At 66.6% G+C, this 16198-nt stretch carries 12 protein-coding genes; 10 read left to right on the forward strand and 2 right to left on the reverse strand.

Annotation, left to right across the window (positions count from 1 at the left end; genetic code table 11):
• Window positions 1-63 precede the first annotated feature (63 nt).
• From ACTMVF_RS33540 to tuf, 6 genes are all read left to right on the forward strand, one after another.
• Window positions 64-3963: a DNA-directed RNA polymerase subunit beta' gene (locus ACTMVF_RS33540; protein ID WP_301997710.1), complete on the forward strand. Its 3900-nt coding sequence runs from the start codon at window positions 64-66 to the stop codon at window positions 3961-3963.
• 163 nt (window positions 3964-4126) lie between these two features.
• On the forward strand, window positions 4127-4693 hold the full coding sequence (locus tag ACTMVF_RS33545) for a DUF1707 and DUF4190 domain-containing protein (RefSeq protein ID WP_441274842.1): 567 nt from the start codon (window positions 4127-4129) through the stop codon (window positions 4691-4693).
• A gap of 329 nt (window positions 4694-5022) precedes the next feature.
• Window positions 5023-5199 carry a hypothetical protein gene (locus tag ACTMVF_RS33550; protein ID WP_441274843.1) on the forward strand — a complete coding sequence of 59 codons (177 nt, stop codon included), beginning with the start codon at window positions 5023-5025 and terminating at the stop codon, window positions 5197-5199.
• A gap of 2 nt (window positions 5200-5201) precedes the next feature.
• Window positions 5202-5672, forward strand: a complete 471-nt coding sequence (rpsG, locus tag ACTMVF_RS33555) for a 30S ribosomal protein S7 (protein ID WP_003998848.1) — start codon at window positions 5202-5204, stop codon at window positions 5670-5672.
• Window positions 5673-5711: 39 nt separating this feature from the next.
• Window positions 5712-7838 carry an elongation factor G gene (gene fusA, locus ACTMVF_RS33560; protein WP_441274844.1) on the forward strand — a complete coding sequence of 709 codons (2127 nt, stop codon included), beginning with the start codon at window positions 5712-5714 and terminating at the stop codon, window positions 7836-7838.
• Window positions 7839-7993: 155 nt separating this feature from the next.
• Complete coding sequence (gene tuf, locus ACTMVF_RS33565; protein ID WP_441274845.1) at window positions 7994-9187, forward strand: elongation factor Tu; 1194 nt, start codon at window positions 7994-7996, stop codon at window positions 9185-9187.
• A gap of 103 nt (window positions 9188-9290) precedes the next feature.
• Here the strand turns inward: tuf and ACTMVF_RS33570 are convergent, their stop codons facing one another.
• A complete protein-coding gene (locus ACTMVF_RS33570) occupies window positions 9291-9836 on the reverse strand; it encodes a hypothetical protein (protein ID WP_441274846.1) in 546 nt (181 codons plus the stop codon).
• Between the two features lie 432 nt (window positions 9837-10268).
• Here ACTMVF_RS33570 and ACTMVF_RS33575 point away from each other — a divergent pair, with 432 nt between their 5' ends.
• Window positions 10269-11741, forward strand: coding sequence for an exopolysaccharide biosynthesis polyprenyl glycosylphosphotransferase (locus ACTMVF_RS33575; RefSeq protein WP_441274847.1), 1473 nt, complete (start codon window positions 10269-10271; stop codon window positions 11739-11741).
• A 33-nt stretch (window positions 11742-11774) separates the two neighbouring features.
• Here ACTMVF_RS33575 and ACTMVF_RS33580 read toward each other — a convergent pair whose 3' ends face one another.
• The gene (locus ACTMVF_RS33580; RefSeq protein ID WP_441274848.1) at window positions 11775-13481 is read right to left on the reverse strand and encodes a hypothetical protein; all 1707 of its coding nucleotides are present in this window, start codon (window positions 13479-13481) and stop codon (window positions 11775-11777) included.
• Between the two features lie 270 nt (window positions 13482-13751).
• Between ACTMVF_RS33580 and ACTMVF_RS33585 the strand changes: the two genes are divergently transcribed.
• Genes ACTMVF_RS33585 through ACTMVF_RS33595 form a run of 3 tightly spaced genes read left to right on the forward strand, consistent with a single transcriptional unit; the run spans window position 13752 to window position 16124 of the window.
• Complete coding sequence (locus tag ACTMVF_RS33585; protein ID WP_441274849.1) at window positions 13752-14456, forward strand: CDP-alcohol phosphatidyltransferase family protein; 705 nt, start codon at window positions 13752-13754, stop codon at window positions 14454-14456.
• Between the two features lie 37 nt (window positions 14457-14493).
• Complete coding sequence (locus ACTMVF_RS33590) at window positions 14494-15015, forward strand: putative colanic acid biosynthesis acetyltransferase (RefSeq protein ID WP_441274850.1); 522 nt, start codon at window positions 14494-14496, stop codon at window positions 15013-15015.
• Entirely contained in the window at window positions 15012-16124 is a 1113-nt protein-coding gene (locus ACTMVF_RS33595) for a glycosyltransferase (protein WP_441274851.1), read from the forward strand. The genes ACTMVF_RS33590 and ACTMVF_RS33595 overlap by 4 nt, the downstream gene beginning before the upstream one ends.
• Window positions 16125-16198 lie beyond the last annotated feature (74 nt).

Here is a 16198-nt window from a genome sequence, read left to right on the forward strand (position 1 = left end):
CGCCGACCCCCAGGCCCCCGTTTCAGACCACAGACTCACGACCCTGAGAGGGATTGACGCATAGTGCTCGACGTCAACTTCTTCGACGAGCTCCGGATCGGCCTGGCCACCGCTGACGACATCCGTCAGTGGAGCCACGGCGAGGTCAAGAAGCCCGAGACCATCAACTACCGCACGCTCAAGCCCGAAAAGGACGGACTCTTCTGCGAGAAGATCTTCGGTCCGACCCGGGACTGGGAGTGCTACTGCGGCAAGTACAAGCGCGTCCGCTTCAAGGGCATCATCTGCGAGCGCTGTGGCGTCGAGGTCACGCGCGCCAAGGTGCGCCGTGAGCGGATGGGCCACATCGAGCTCGCCGCCCCCGTCACGCACATCTGGTACTTCAAGGGTGTCCCGAGCCGGCTGGGCTACCTGCTCGACCTGGCTCCCAAGGACCTCGAGAAGGTCATCTACTTCGCGGCGTACATGATCACGTACGTCGACGAGGAGCGCCGTACGCGTGACCTGCCCTCCCTGGAGGCGCACGTCTCCGTCGAGCGGCAGCAGATCGAGAACCGCCGGGACGCCGACCTGGAGGCCCGCGCCAAGAAGCTCGAGACCGACCTGGCCGAGCTGGAGGCCGAGGGCGCCAAGGCCGACGTGCGCCGCAAGGTGCGCGAGGGTGCCGAGCGTGAGATGAAGCAGCTGCGTGACCGTGCGCAGCGCGAGATCGACCGTCTCGACGAGGTATGGACCCGGTTCAAGAACCTCAAGGTCCAGGACCTCGAGGGCGACGAGCTGCTCTACCGCGAGCTGCGGGACCGCTTCGGCACGTACTTCGACGGTTCGATGGGTGCCGCGGCGCTGCAGAAGCGCCTGGAGTCCTTCGACCTGGACGAGGAGGCCGAGCGCCTCCGCGAGATCATCCGCACCGGCAAGGGCCAGAAGAAGACCCGTGCGCTGAAGCGTCTGAAGGTCGTCTCCGCGTTCCTGCAGACCAGCAACAGCCCCAAGGGCATGGTGCTGGACTGCGTGCCGGTCATCCCGCCGGACCTTCGCCCGATGGTGCAGCTGGACGGTGGCCGCTTCGCGACCTCCGACCTGAACGACCTGTACCGCCGTGTGATCAACCGCAACAACCGTCTGAAGAGGCTCCTCGACCTCGGCGCGCCCGAGATCATCGTCAACAACGAGAAGCGCATGCTTCAGGAGGCTGTTGACGCCCTCTTCGACAACGGTCGTCGTGGTCGCCCGGTGACCGGTCCGGGTAACCGCCCGCTGAAGTCCCTCAGCGACATGCTGAAGGGTAAGCAGGGTCGATTCCGTCAGAACCTGCTCGGTAAGCGTGTCGACTACTCGGCGCGTTCCGTGATCGTCGTCGGTCCGCAGCTGAAGCTGCACCAGTGCGGTCTGCCCAAGGCGATGGCGCTGGAGCTCTTCAAGCCGTTCGTGATGAAGCGCCTGGTCGACCTGAACCACGCGCAGAACATCAAGAGCGCCAAGCGCATGGTGGAGCGCGGCCGCACGGTCGTGTACGACGTCCTCGAAGAGGTCATCGCCGAGCACCCGGTTCTGCTGAACCGTGCGCCCACCCTGCACCGCCTCGGCATCCAGGCCTTCGAGCCGCAGCTGGTCGAGGGCAAGGCCATCCAGATCCACCCGCTCGTCTGCACCGCGTTCAACGCGGACTTCGACGGTGACCAGATGGCCGTGCACCTGCCGCTGTCCGCGGAGGCGCAGGCCGAGGCCCGCATCCTGATGCTGTCCTCGAACAACATCCTCAAGCCCGCCGACGGCCGTCCGGTGACGATGCCGACCCAGGACATGGTCCTCGGTCTGTTCTTCCTCACCACCGACAGCGAGATGCGGGACGTGAAGGGCACGGACCGTTCCTTCTCGTCAGTCGCCGAGGCGATCATGGCGTTCGACGCGGGTGAGCTCTCGCTCCAGTCGAAGATCGACATCCGCTTCCCGGTCGGCACCATCCCGCCGCGTGGCTGGACCCCGCCGGCGCAGGAGGAGGGCGAGCCGGAGTGGCAGCAGGGTGACAGCTTCCGTCTGAAGACCACGCTCGGCCGTGCGCTCTTCAACGAGCTGCTGCCCGAGGACTACCCGTTCGTCGACTACGAGGTCGGCAAGAAGCAGCTCTCCGAGATCGTCAACGACCTCGCCGAGCGCTACCCGAAGGTCATCGTGGCGGCGACGCTCGACAACCTGAAGGCGTCCGGCTTCTACTGGGCCACCCGTTCCGGCGTCACCGTCGCCATCTCCGACGTCGTCGTTCCCGAGGCGAAGAAGGAGATCGTCAAGGGCTACGAGGCGCAGGACGAGAAGGTCCAGAAGCAGTACGAGCGCGGTCTGATCACCAAGGACGAGCGCACGCAGGAGCTCATCGCGATCTGGACCAAGGCGACCAACGAGGTCGCCGAGGCGATGAACGACAACTTCCCGAAGACCAACCCGATCTTCATGATGGTGAACTCGGGTGCACGAGGCAACATGATGCAGATGCGTCAGATCGCCGGTATGCGTGGTCTGGTGTCGAACGCGAAGAATGAGACGATCCCGCGTCCGATCAAGGCGTCGTTCCGTGAGGGTCTGTCCGTGCTGGAGTACTTCATCTCCACGCACGGTGCCCGTAAGGGTCTGGCGGACACCGCTCTGCGTACCGCCGACTCGGGTTACCTCACCCGTCGTCTGGTCGACGTCTCCCAGGACGTCATCATTCGCGAGGAGGACTGCGGCACCGAGCGCGGCCTCAAGCTGGCCATCGCCGAGCGCGGCGCCGACGGCGTCCTGCGCAAGGCGGACAACGCCGAGACCAGCGTGTACGCGCGCTGCCTCGCCGAGGACATCGTCGTCGACGGCAAGGTGCTCGCCCCGGCGGGCGTCGACCTCGGTGACGTCCTCATCGACCAGCTGGTCAAGGCCGGCGTCGAGGAGGTCAAGACCCGCTCGGTCCTGACCTGCGAGTCCGCCGTCGGCACCTGCGCCATGTGCTACGGCCGTTCGCTGGCCACCGGCAAGCTGGTCGACATCGGTGAGGCGGTCGGCATCATCGCCGCCCAGTCCATCGGTGAGCCCGGTACCCAGCTGACGATGCGTACCTTCCACACCGGTGGTGTGGCCGGTGACGACATCACCCAGGGTCTGCCGCGTGTCGTCGAGCTCTTCGAGGCCCGTACCCCGAAGGGTGTCGCCCCGATCTCCGAGGCCTCCGGCCGTATCCGGATCGAGGAGACCGAGAAGACCAAGAAGATCGTCGTCACCCCGGACGACGGCAGCGACGAGACGGCGTACCCGATCTCGAAGCGTGCCCGACTCCTGGTCAGCGAGGGCGAGCACGTCGAGGTGGGCCAGAAGCTCACCGTGGGTGCCACCAACCCGCACGACGTGCTGCGCATCCTGGGCCAGCGTGCCGTCCAGGTCCACCTGGTCGGCGAGGTCCAGAAGGTCTACAACTCGCAGGGTGTGTCGATCCACGACAAGCACATCGAGATCATCATCCGGCAGATGCTGCGCCGCGTGACGATCATCGAGTCCGGCGACGCCGAGCTGCTGCCCGGCGAGCTGGTCGAGCGCTCGAAGTTCGAGACCGAGAACCGTCGTGTGGTCCAGGAGGGCGGTCACCCGGCCTCCGGTCGTCCGCAGCTGATGGGTATCACCAAGGCCTCGCTGGCGACGGAATCCTGGCTGTCGGCCGCCTCCTTCCAGGAGACGACCCGAGTCCTGACGGACGCGGCGATCAACGCCAAGTCCGACAGCCTCATCGGCCTCAAGGAGAACGTCATCATCGGTAAGCTCATCCCGGCCGGTACGGGTCTGTCCCGCTACCGCAACATCCGGGTCGAGCCGACCGAGGAGGCCAAGGCCGCGATGTACTCGGCCGTCGGCTACGACGACATCGACTACTCGCCGTTCGGCACCGGCTCCGGCCAGGCCGTTCCGCTGGAGGACTACGACTACGGTCCGTACAACCAGTAAGGCGTACGTCCACTGAAGGGCGGTCACCTCTCGGGGTGGCCGCCCTTCGGCGTTCCCTGGGGTCGGGAAACGTCTCCGGGTTTTCTCCGGGGGCACCCCGATGCCTGGGATGCTGGACGGGCGCATCATTGAGAGAGTCCGACCATTGCGGGGGAGGTGCTCCATGACACATCCGTCGTGGCAGCCGTGGCAGGGGAGCGGTGTTCCACAGCCGTGGCAGGGGAGCGGGGTTCCCCAGCCGTGGGCCGGCGCCGGTGCCCCCGCGATGCTCGCCTCGCACGCCGACCGTGAGCGTGCCGTGGACGTGCTCAAGGCGGGGTACGGGGAGGGGCGGCTGGAGCACCCCGAGTTCGAGAGGCGGGTCGCGCGGGCCTACGCGGCCCGTACGGTGGGCGAGCTGGCCTTGTTGGTCGCCGACCTGCCCCAGGGCCCCATGGCGCAGCCGGCGGCCCTCATGCCCGTACCGGGGGCCTTCCTGCCGGTGCCCCGGCCGCGGACGAACGGGAAGGCGGTCGGTTCCGCCGTGTGCGGCGTGCTGTGTCTGGCGTCCTTCGGACTCACCGGGGTCCCGGCGGTGGTCCTGGGACACGCGGCACGCGCCGAGATTCGCCGCACCGGGGAGAGCGGCGACGGACTCGCGCTGACCGGGCTCGTGCTCGGCTGGCTGTCGACCGGGTGTTGGGCCGTGCTGCTGACGCTCATGGTCGTGGCCGCCGCCGTGTCCGGATGAGGTCCGGGAGAGGCGGGCTGACGTGGCCGTATCGGAGATTCGAAGATCAAACACGCCGCGTGGTCTTGACATCGGCCGTATGGCGATGCGGGCGAGGCCCGTTTGTTTTGACCGCAGCGTATGAGGTAGGTACGCTCAGACCTTGTGCCTGGGGTGTGCCCTGGCTCTCGTGCGTGCCTTCAACCGCATAGCGAGCTGTGAGCGGCCACCGTAATCTGTGCTCTTTTCGCCTCGCGGCGGGAATCCGCCGGATTCGACACACCCGACCGCGTGGGTCGGCGACGTTCCAGGTTAGCTTCACCATTCGGCACACAGAAACCGGAGAAGTAGTGCCTACGATCCAGCAGCTGGTCCGTAAGGGCCGGCAGGACAAGGTCGAGAAGAACAAGACGCCCGCACTCGAGGGTTCCCCTCAGCGTAAGATCATCCGTGGCTCCCTCGACACCCAGGGTGTCAAGAACCGCAAGCAGGCCCGTTCCCGCTACGGCGCCAAGAAGGAGAAGTAAGAATGCCTCGTAAGGGCCCCGCCCCGAAGCGCCCGGTCATCATCGACCCGGTCTACGGTTCTCCTCTGGTCACGTCGCTCATCAACAAGGTGCTGCTGAACGGCAAGCGCTCCACCGCCGAGCGCATCGTCTACGGCGCCATGGAGGGCCTGCGCGAGAAGACCGGCAACGACCCGGTCATCACGCTGAAGCGCGCTCTCGAGAACATCAAGCCGACCCTCGAGGTCAAGTCCCGCCGTGTCGGTGGCGCGACCTACCAGGTGCCGGTCGAGGTCAAGCCCGGCCGCGCCAACACCCTGGCGCTGCGCTGGCTGGTCGGTTACTCCCGCGCCCGTCGCGAGAAGACCATGACCGAGCGTCTGCTCAACGAGCTCCTCGACGCCAGCAACGGCCTCGGTGCCGCTGTGAAGAAGCGCGAGGACACGCACAAGATGGCCGAGTCCAACAAGGCCTTCGCGCACTACCGCTGGTAGTCGCTACCCACATCGAGACCGAGAGAAGACTGAAGCCTTATGGCTACCACTTCACTTGACCTGGCCAAGGTCCGCAATATCGGGATCATGGCCCACATCGACGCGGGCAAGACGACCACCACCGAGCGGATCCTGTTCTACACCGGTGTGTCTTACAAGATCGGTGAGGTCCACGACGGCGCTGCCACCATGGACTGGATGGAGCAGGAGCAGGAGCGTGGCATCACGATCACGTCTGCTGCGACCACGTGTCACTGGCCGCTCGAGGACAACGACTACACCATCAACATCATCGACACCCCGGGGCACGTCGACTTCACCGTTGAGGTGGAGCGCTCCCTGCGTGTGCTCGACGGTGCCGTGACGGTGTTCGACGGTGTCGCCGGTGTCGAGCCGCAGTCCGAGACGGTGTGGCGTCAGGCCGACCGTTACGGCGTGCCGCGTATCTGCTTCGTCAACAAGCTCGACCGGACCGGCGCGGAGTTCCACCGCTGCGTCGACATGATCTCGGACCGCCTTGGTGCGCAGCCGCTGGTCATGCAGCTTCCGATCGGTGCCGAGGCCGACTTCAAGGGCGTCGTGGACCTGGTCCGCATGAAGGCGCTCGTGTGGTCCGCCGAGGCCGCCAAGGGCGAGATGTACGACGTCGTCGACATCCCGGCCACGCACGTCGAGGCTGCCGAGGAGTACCGCGGCAAGCTGATCGAGGGCGTCGCCGAGAACGACGAAGAGATCATGGAGCTGTACCTGGAGGGCCAGGAGCCCACCGAGGAGCAGCTGTACGCCGCGATCCGTCGCATCACCATCGCGTCCGGCAAGTCCAGCGACACCACGGTCACCCCGGTGTTCTGTGGCACCGCGTTCAAGAACAAGGGCGTCCAGCCCCTGCTCGACGCGGTCGTGCGCTACCTCCCCACCCCGCTTGACGTCGAGGCCATCGAGGGCCACGCCGTCAACGACCCGGAGGAGGTCGTCAAGCGCAAGCCGTCCGACGACGAGCCGCTGTCCGCGCTGGCGTTCAAGATCATGAGCGACCCGCACCTCGGCAAGCTCACCTTCGTCCGGGTCTACTCGGGCCGCCTGGAGTCCGGCACCGCCGTGCTGAACTCCGTCAAGGGCAAGAAGGAGCGCATCGGCAAGATCTACCGCATGCACGCGAACAAGCGTGAGGAGATCGACGCGGTGGGCGCCGGCGACATCATCGCCGTCATGGGTCTGAAGCAGACCACGACCGGTGAGACGCTGTGCGACGACAAGGCCCCGGTGATCCTGGAGTCCATGGACTTCCCGGCGCCGGTCATCCAGGTCGCCATCGAGCCCAAGTCGAAGGGCGACCAGGAGAAGCTGGGCGTCGCGATCCAGCGCCTGGCCGAGGAGGACCCGTCCTTCCAGGTCCACTCGGACGAGGAGACCGGCCAGACCATCATCGGTGGTATGGGCGAGCTGCACCTCGAGGTGCTGGTCGACCGTATGCGCCGTGAGTTCAAGGTCGAGGCCAACGTCGGCAAGCCGCAGGTCGCCTACCGCGAGACGATCCGCAAGGCCGTCGAGCGCGTCGACTACACGCACAAGAAGCAGACTGGTGGTACCGGCCAGTTCGCCAAGGTGCAGATCGCGATCGAGCCGATCGAGGGCGGCGACGCCTCGTACGAGTTCGTGAACAAGGTGACCGGTGGTCGTATCCCGAAGGAGTACATCCCTTCGGTCGACGCCGGTGCGCAGGAGGCCATGCAGTTCGGCATCCTCGCCGGTTACGAGATGACCGGCGTGCGCGTCACCCTGATCGACGGTGGCTACCACGAGGTCGACTCCTCCGAGCTCGCGTTCAAGATCGCCGGTTCGCAGGCCTTCAAGGAGGCCGCGCGCAAGGCCAGCCCCGTTCTTCTCGAGCCGATGATGGCCGTCGAGGTCACCACGCCCGAGGACTACATGGGTGAGGTCATCGGCGACATCAACTCCCGCCGTGGCCAGATCCAGGCCATGGAGGAGCGGGCGGGTGCTCGCGTCGTGAAGGGCCTCGTGCCCCTCTCGGAGATGTTCGGTTACGTCGGCGACCTGCGCAGCAAGACGTCCGGCCGTGCCAGCTACTCCATGCAGTTCGACTCCTACGCCGAGGTTCCGCGGAACGTCGCCGAGGAGATCATCGCGAAGGCCAAGGGCGAGTAACGCACCGCGTTCACACGCTTTAGGCTTGACTCCGGAGCCTCGTGGGGCATTCCACCGCAATAGCGGTCGGAATGCCCCGGGGCCCGGGCTTTCCAGCAAAGATCACCTGGCGCCGATGAAGCAAGGCGTTCAGAACCACTCCACAGGAGGACCCCGTGGCGAAGGCGAAGTTCGAGCGGACTAAGCCCCACGTCAACATCGGCACCATCGGTCACATCGACCACGGTAAGACGACCCTCACGGCCGCCATTACCAAGGTGCTGCACGACGCGTACCCGGACCTGAACGAGGCCTCGGCCTTCGACCAGATCGACAAGGCTCCCGAGGAGCGCCAGCGCGGTATCACCATCTCCATCGCGCACGTCGAGTACCAGACTGAGACGCGTCACTACGCCCACGTCGACTGCCCCGGTCACGCGGACTACATCAAGAACATGATCACCGGTGCTGCCCAGATGGACGGCGCCATCCTCGTGGTCGCCGCCACCGACGGCCCGATGCCGCAGACCAAGGAGCACGTGCTCCTGGCCCGCCAGGTCGGCGTTCCGTACATCGTCGTCGCCCTGAACAAGGCCGACATGGTGGACGACGAGGAGATCCTGGAGCTCGTCGAGCTCGAGGTTCGTGAGCTGCTCTCCGAGTACGAGTTCCCGGGCGACGACCTGCCGGTCGTCAAGGTCTCGGCGCTCAAGGCCCTTGAGGGCGACAAGGAGTGGGGCAACACCGTCCTCGAGCTCATGAAGGCCGTGGACGAGAACATCCCGCAGCCCGAGCGTGACGTCGACAAGCCGTTCCTGATGCCGATCGAGGACGTCTTCACGATCACCGGTCGCGGTACGGTCGTCACCGGCCGTATCGAGCGTGGTGTCCTCAAGGTCAACGAGACCGTTGACATCGTGGGCATCAAGCAGGAGAAGACCACCACCACGGTCACCGGCATCGAGATGTTCCGCAAGCTGCTCGACGAGGGCCAGGCCGGTGAGAACGTCGGTCTGCTCCTCCGTGGCATCAAGCGCGAGGATGTCGAGCGCGGCCAGGTCATCATCAAGCCGGGCTCGGTCACCCCGCACACCGAGTTCGAGGCGCAGGCCTACATCCTGTCCAAGGACGAGGGTGGCCGCCACACGCCGTTCTTCAACAACTACCGTCCGCAGTTCTACTTCCGTACGACGGACGTGACCGGCGTGGTGACCCTCCCCGAGGGCACCGAGATGGTCATGCCGGGTGACAACACCGAGATGAAGGTGGAGCTCATCCAGCCCGTCGCCATGGAAGAGGGCCTGAAGTTCGCCATCCGTGAGGGTGGCCGGACCGTGGGCGCCGGCCAGGTCACCAAGATCACCAAGTGAGCTTGTTGATCTGACCTGGTAGCTCCGACGCGAGCTCCTGAAGGGGCCCGTACGACTTCGGTCGTACGGGCCCCTTTGCTTTCCGGCCTGGGGGATGGATGCGTCAGGTGTTGGAGCCGTCCGGGACGATGCAGAACGCCACGTGGCTGATGTCGGCGAGGGCGTTGCCGGTGGGGTTGAGCTGGGCGTGGAGCGTTTCGTCGGCCTCGATCTGGCCGGCCGGCGTGTCCGTGTAGTCGTAGAGGTTGGCTCCCCCCTCGTTTGCCGGACCGCCCTTGATGATGACTGCCGAAGCGGCGAAGGGGCCCTCGATGCTGAAACTCAGCAGCTGCCCGTCTGGCTCCTCCGTCCTTTCCGTGATGCCGATGGTGATCGTTCCCTGCCCGTTGATGTTGATCACCTGCCCGTCCGTCGGGGCCGTGTTCGTGTCGAATTCCGTGGAGCCGCTCTGCCCCGGGATGTCGGCGCAGTCGGGGTTATCGGCGACTTCTTCGGGCGCTACCTCGGCCTCGAGCTGAGGCCCCGGGGCGGCCGCCGCGGGGCCCGCCGCGAAGGTGACCGCCAGTGCTGTGGCCAGGCCGAGGCCGACACAGCGCGCGCCCCATCTCGCTCGTGTGGACCGGGTGGTTGCTCGAGTGGTTGCTCGCACGACGAGTGCTCCTTTGTTCTGGGTGTACCGGATCTCGCCCGGGCGGACACTCGCACCCTTTCCTTCGGCTGCCTTCGGCGATTCGGGTGCTGATCCGCATCCGCTCGGGGGCATCTGATCATTTGCACAATCCGATGAACGCCACTCCCGGGGATTCCTCTGCGTAGGCCGTCCGAGTTGCAGAGCACCGGAAAGGCCGAGTGCCGAAGTGTCGTCGCGGGCGTTCGACGAGGCCGTCGCGCCCCTGTGCGGGGCCGGTTTCCGCCGCCTGTGAGCACGTCGTCCGGCGGCAAGAAACGCCCGGCGCCCAGTCAGGCAAGTAGGACATACATTCAAAAAATGTTGATATAACCCTCACATAGGGCGTGAGCTGCTCCTCCGATGCAGCCGCGCCCCACGTGTTCGCCGAGGGCCGGGGTCATAGGGAGAACCATGCGGCAGTCCACCAGCGCGGTGTCGGGGCAGACGATTTCCCTCACACCGCACCGGTCCACCACGCCCAGACGCCCTGCGAACCGGTGGTACGTACCGGTCGCGGTCGGCGCCGACTCCTTGGGGATGGCACTGCCGACAGTGGTGATCCTCTCCCTGATCGGTACGGCCCACCCCGTGCGCCAGGCGGTGGCGATCACGGTCGTCTGGGTGCTCGTGGGCCTCGCCGCCAAGCGCTACGCACCCTGGACATGGGACGAAGGCGCCCCGGTCGGACCGGTGCTGCGCGACTGGCTGGTGCTGCTCGGCGCCCTGGCCGTGCTGCGGACGGTATTCGGACTCGGAGAGCCCCCCGCAGCGGCTCTTGCCGCACTGTGCCCGTCCCTGGTGGTCACCGTGGTCTGCCGCAAGGCGATCCACCGCCACATCCTGGCCGTACGCCGACGCGCCCGAGGGCTTCGACGCGTCCTCGTCGTCGGTGAGGACGGGGCGGTGGACTCCGTGGTCGGACAGCTCGCCGAGCGCACGGACCACGGGTATGTGGTGGTCGGGGCCTGTGTGCTGGGCGAGGGAGACCTGCTGTCCGGTGTGCCCGTGTCCGCCCGGCTGCGGGTGGGCGCGCCGGCCACTCCGGACGAGGATGCCGCGCCCGTGGCGGAAGCGGCTGAGGCGCTCGGCGCCGACCTGGTCTTCGTCACCACGGGCAGGCACATGTGCGGGGACCGACTTCGCCGGCTGTCCTGGGCCCTGCACGACCGGGGCCGTCGGCTGATGGTGCTGCCCGGCATCGTCGAAGTGGCCCGGCGCAGGGTCCGTATCGCCTCGGCGGCCGGGCTCACCCTGCTGGACGTCTCGCCGCCGACGCGCCGTGGCCTGCCGACGCTGCTGAAGGCCGCCACGGACCGGGCAGGCTCGCTCGTCCTGCTCATGGTGCTGGCTCCCCTGTTCGCGCTGCTGGCGCTCGCCGTGCGCATGAGTTCGCCGGGGCCGGTCATCTACCGCCAGGTCCGCGTCGGCCGGGACGGGGTGCCTTTCCCCATGTGGAAGTTCCGGACCATGGTCGTGGACGCGGACCGGATGAAGGGTGACCTGGCGGCGGCGAACGAACACGACGGCCATATGTTCAAGCTGCGCCGGGATCCCCGGGTCACGTCTGCCGGGCGCTTTCTGCGCCGCTACTCGCTGGACGAGCTGCCCCAGTTGGCCAATGTCCTGCTCGGTCACATGTCGTTGGTGGGGCCCCGTCCGCCGCTGCCGGAGGAAGTCGCCCGCTACGACGAGGTGGAGATGCGCCGGCTGAGTGTCAAACCCGGCCTCACGGGGCTGTGGCAGGTGAGTGGCAGGTCCGACCTGTCCTGGCACGAGACCGTCTCGCTCGATCTGCGGTACGTCGACAACTGGTCGTGGACCTGGGACATGACGGTCATGGCCCGCACGGTTCGTGCTGTGTTGGACGGGCGCGGGGCCTACTGAGAACGTTTGGTCCGGTCTCCCGGATCCAACCGGTCAGGAAAGCCGGCATACCGAATCGAGATTCAGGGAGCGCACATACCGCTCGTCGACCTCGGCACCACGGTAGCGAAGCGAGCGTGTTTCCTCAGGGGTGATCGGTGTGCACCGTGATGCGAGCTCCCGGCGGAGATCGTTTCGCAGGTACATCCACATGTTGTGGACGACGATGGGCGTGTAGTTGTGCCGGAAATAGGTGATGTCGTACAGCTTGGAGGCCTCCGACCACATGCCGTGTGTCTCCACCAGTTCGGGTTTGTTGGCCTCCAGGTATGAGGGCATCGCAGCGTATCCGTCGCGGGCGAGCGCGGAGTTGGCCAGCAGGGCCAGGTCGAGGATCTTCAAGTTGGCGCAGCACAGACTCGAGCCGCCGACATCCGGGGTCAATACGGTCAGTTCCGGCTGTCCCAGCGTCATCCGCACCGCGTCCATCGCCTCGCCGGTCATTCGATATGCCGCCGGGGTGACAGCCACCTCGCTCTCGGGATGGAGCCGTGCGGCGATGAACTGCTTTTCGATGCCGCAGGCCGTGAGCAGAAGCAGCGCGGCGGTCACGGCGAAGAGGCGGGGCGTGGATTTCAGGAATCGCATGACACCGGGCTTGGACAGCGCAAGCACTACTACGCCCAGGGCGATCGCGGACTGCTCCATCCGTCCGATGTAGCCCCAATTCCGGCCGATCGCCACGTTGAAGATCGCGACAGCCCCGATGTACCCGAGGCCGAAGCTCGCGACGGGGTGCACGCTCCGTGAGCGAATTCGCCTGAACGCCTCGGCGCCCACTGGCCGCAACCCGCTGCGCATGCCTGCCCACGCTGTGACGGCGATGACCGCTGCCGGCAGCAGGACGTACAGAATCTCCACCGCGGCCACGCACACCTGCAGGACATGCCTGATCGTCGAGTCCGCGCTGTACGGGCTGGACTGCTTCGCGATCATCGTGTTCGGCAGCAGCGAGCCGAAAATCGCCAGGCGAACTGCTGTGAGTACCGTGAAGGAGAGCACGACACCCGCGACCAGGGCCCATGCCCGGCGATACTCCCTCGAACACAGCCCCAGCATCACAGCGCCGGCGATGACGTAGCCGACGGCTTCCGCCCGGATCCACGGGGCTGTGGCAGCCAGCAGCATCAGCCCGATCCACGCATATCGGTGGCCGCTCCGAAACAGCCACACGATCGCGAGCGCGGCCGTGGACAGCGACGTCATCTCCATTCCGTTGATGGTCTCGTTGAGAAACGGCCCGTACCCGAAGAGCACCAGGCTGACCACCCAGGCCTGGACGCGGCCGTACTGTCGCAGCATGGTGTGAAGCAGGACGGCACCGAGGGCCGCGAAGAGTCCGGACCACAGCTGGCTGGCCAGGATCATGCCGCCGAAGTCCAAGGGCAGCACCCGGTAGGTGCCCGCCATCAGCAAGAACCAAAAGGGACTCGAAAATCCCTCGACCGTCTCCGACGGCGGTGTCAGCGCGATCTGACCGGAATCGGCAAAGGTGCGCGCGAACGCCAGCGTGATGGATCCGTCGTCCCAGCCGTTCGTCCCGATGAACACAGCGAGGGCCGAGTGGAGGAAAAGGACCGCGCCGAACAGTCCGTGGGAAAGGGGTCGGTCTGTCTTTTCGGCTGCCCGTCGGGGCGCTGTTGTGGGGTCGTCCGTCGTGCGGATGACGCCGAGATCGCCTGCCGTCTGCCCAACGTACATGCCGTCCGCCCTTGTGTCGGAATCCCGATCTTTTTACTACAGGAATTCATTTCGACTTGGGTGACGGTCGCGGGCACGCTCACAGCCGAGGCCAATCGGGTGGATCACACGATAAGTCCGCTTGTCCCATCGGGTGCGGCGGTCCCGAGCACTTACGTTCTCCACATGGCGATCATGGCGAGACAGTCATCCGTGGGCGAGTTGCGACGTTTCCGTACCGCATCACATCCGCGGTGATCGTTGCGCCTGCTCAGGCATGAGGTTGAGAGAGTGGACTTCTCCAGCACACTGAGGCAGCTCTCGAAGGCGCAGAAGCCCGCCCGCGGTGTCCCCGGTTACTCACGATTCGTCAATCGGCCGGCCGGAAGGCTGCTCGCGGCCGCGGCTCACCGCATCGGGCTCTCGCCCAACCACGTGACCGCCGCAAGCGGCCTGGTCACCTTTGCCGCCATTGCCGCGATCGCCCTCAACCCCCCTTCACACGCGCTCGGACGATGGGTCGCGCTCGCCCTGCTCGTCGGCTTCGCGCTGGATTCCGCGGACGGTCAACTGGCCCGGCTGCACGGGTCGGCCGGCCCTGCCGGGGCGTTGATGGACCATGTGGTGGACTGCGCGAAACTCCTGAGCGTCCATGCGGCGGTTCTGATTTCTTTCTACCGGTTCTTCGAACTGCCGCGTCCCATCCTGCTGCTCACCCCGATCACCTTCCAGTTGGCTGCTGTCCTGCTGTTCTTCGGAGGCATGTTGACGGAACAGCTGAGACGGCGGGGGACCGACGTACACGTCGGCCCGATGCGACCGCACTCCACTGTCCGTGGCATGGCGTTGTTGCCCGTGGATTACGGCCTGCTGTGCCTGATCTTCTTGTTCCTGGGAAATCAGAAGCTTTTCTTCGCGCTGTATGTCGCCCTGCTCGTGGCTCATCTGATGCTCGTGCCCGCATTCTTCGCCAAGTGGTTCCGGGAACTGTCCTGACTCGATTCATTACCCGCACAAAGAAGGGTCGACTGCCGTGGAACGCTCCCTGCGAGGCTTCACCGGAGCCGGTTACGACAAGGGGCGCCCCCTGCTCGTTCAGGCGGCCTGGTTCGCTGTTCTCAACCTCGTCTTCGTCAAGTGGTGGTTCCCGGCCCGCTGGCGGCCCGCTCTGCTGCGGGCCTTCGGCGCGCGCATCGGGCGGCGGGTGCTGATCCGTCAGCGGGTGCGCGTGCACTGGCCGTGGCGGCTGGACGTCGGTGACGACGTATGGATCGGCGAGGACGCCTGGTTGCTGAACCTCGAGCGGATCAGCATCGGCAGCAACGCCTGTGTCTCCCAGGGGGCGTTGCTGTGCACCGGAAGCCATCAACGCCACAGTCCCACCTTCGAGTTCGACAACGGGCCCATCCGCCTGGAGCCCGGAGCCTGGGTCGCGGCGCGGGCCGTCGTGCTGCGCGGGGTCACCGTCGGTCGTGGCGCCGTGGTGGGCGCCGCGGCGATCGCCCACCGCGATGTCGCCCCGGCCGAGGTCGTCATGGCGAGGGGTGTGGGATGAGGCTCGTTCATGTGGTGACGCTCGTCAGTGAGGACGGAGCGTACGGCGGTCCCACGAGCGTGGCGACGGGCCAGCTGGAGGAGTGCGCCGCGCGCGGCCATGAGGTCACGCTGCTGTCCTTGTGGCGAGGCGGATCCCGGGCCCCGGCACGCATCGGCTCGGTTCCGCTGCGCACCCGCCCCGCGCGCGCCCTGCTTCCGGGTCGTTTCACCGGGCTCATGAACCCGCTGCTCGTCCGGGACATGTGGCGTTCCATGGGCAGGGCCGATGTGGTGCACATCCACGCGGGGCGCGACCTCGTCTCCCTCACCGCGCTGGCCGTGGCGACGTTGCGGGGAAAGAGGTTCTTCACGCAGACGCACGGGATGGTGGAGCCACGCCACAGGCTGGTCGCCAAGCTCTTCGACGGCCTGTACGTGCCGCTGCTGCGCCGGGCGCGCGGCTGTCTGGTGCTCACCGAGAGGGAGCGGCGGGCCGTGTCCGAGGTCATCGGACCGGAGGGGCCGCCGCTGCTGACGTTGCCCAACGGGGTGCGGCCGGAGCGCAACGCGGTGGTGGAGCCTCGGCGGCACGCCCCGGAGGTGCTCTTCATGGCGAGGCTGCACCCGCGCAAGCGCCCGGAGGCGTTCGTCGAGATGGCCGCCCTGGTGCACCGGAAGCTGCCCGAGGTGCGGTTCACCCTGCACGGGGCCGACGAGGGGTTGCTGCCGACGGTGCGTCAGCTCATCGCCGGCCACCGGCTCACGGACGTCGTCTCCTACGGCGGGGCGCTGTCGTATGCCGAGGCCTTGCATGCCTATGCGAAGGCGGCCGTATATGTGCTGCCGAGCGTGGACGAGCCGTTCCCCATGACCGTGATCGAGGCCCTGTCCGCCGGAACGCCGGTGGTGTGCACCGACACCTGCGGCATGGCGGACGAACTCGCGCGCCGTGGAGCGGCGATCGTCACGGACGGCAGCCCGCGCGCGATGGCCGAGGCGGTCTGCGAGCTGCTCACCGACGAGAACAGGCGCCGTGGGCTGGTGGAAGCGGGAAAGCGCGCGGTGGAGGAAGCCTTCTCCATCCATGCGGTGGCGGACCGACTGGAAGAGCTCTACCGAAATCTCTGAAGGCTCATCGATCGCCTCGCGTGGCCGGAGACGACAGGCCCAGACGGAGGCATCAGGCCGCTCGGGGCACGGAA

Source organism: Streptomyces sp. SD31 (assembly GCF_052068475.1).
Lineage (GTDB): Bacteria > Actinomycetota > Actinomycetes > Streptomycetales > Streptomycetaceae > Streptomyces.

Bases quoted from the DNA above. Each gene is read 5' to 3' on its own strand.
- ACTMVF_RS33580 (WP_441274848.1), bottom strand. From the start codon at position 13,481: ATGTACGTTGGGCAGACGGCAGGCGATCTCGGCGTCATCCGCACGACG.
- ACTMVF_RS33595 (WP_441274851.1), top strand. From the start codon at position 15,012: ATGAGGCTCGTTCATGTGGTGACGCTCGTCAGTGAGGACGGAGCGTAC.
- fusA (WP_441274844.1), top strand. From the start codon at position 5,712: ATGGCTACCACTTCACTTGACCTGGCCAAGGTCCGCAATATCGGGATC.
- ACTMVF_RS33545 (WP_441274842.1), top strand. From the start codon at position 4,127: ATGACACATCCGTCGTGGCAGCCGTGGCAGGGGAGCGGTGTTCCACAG.
- rpsG (WP_003998848.1), top strand. From the start codon at position 5,202: ATGCCTCGTAAGGGCCCCGCCCCGAAGCGCCCGGTCATCATCGACCCG.
- ACTMVF_RS33575 (WP_441274847.1), top strand. From the start codon at position 10,269: ATGCGGCAGTCCACCAGCGCGGTGTCGGGGCAGACGATTTCCCTCACA.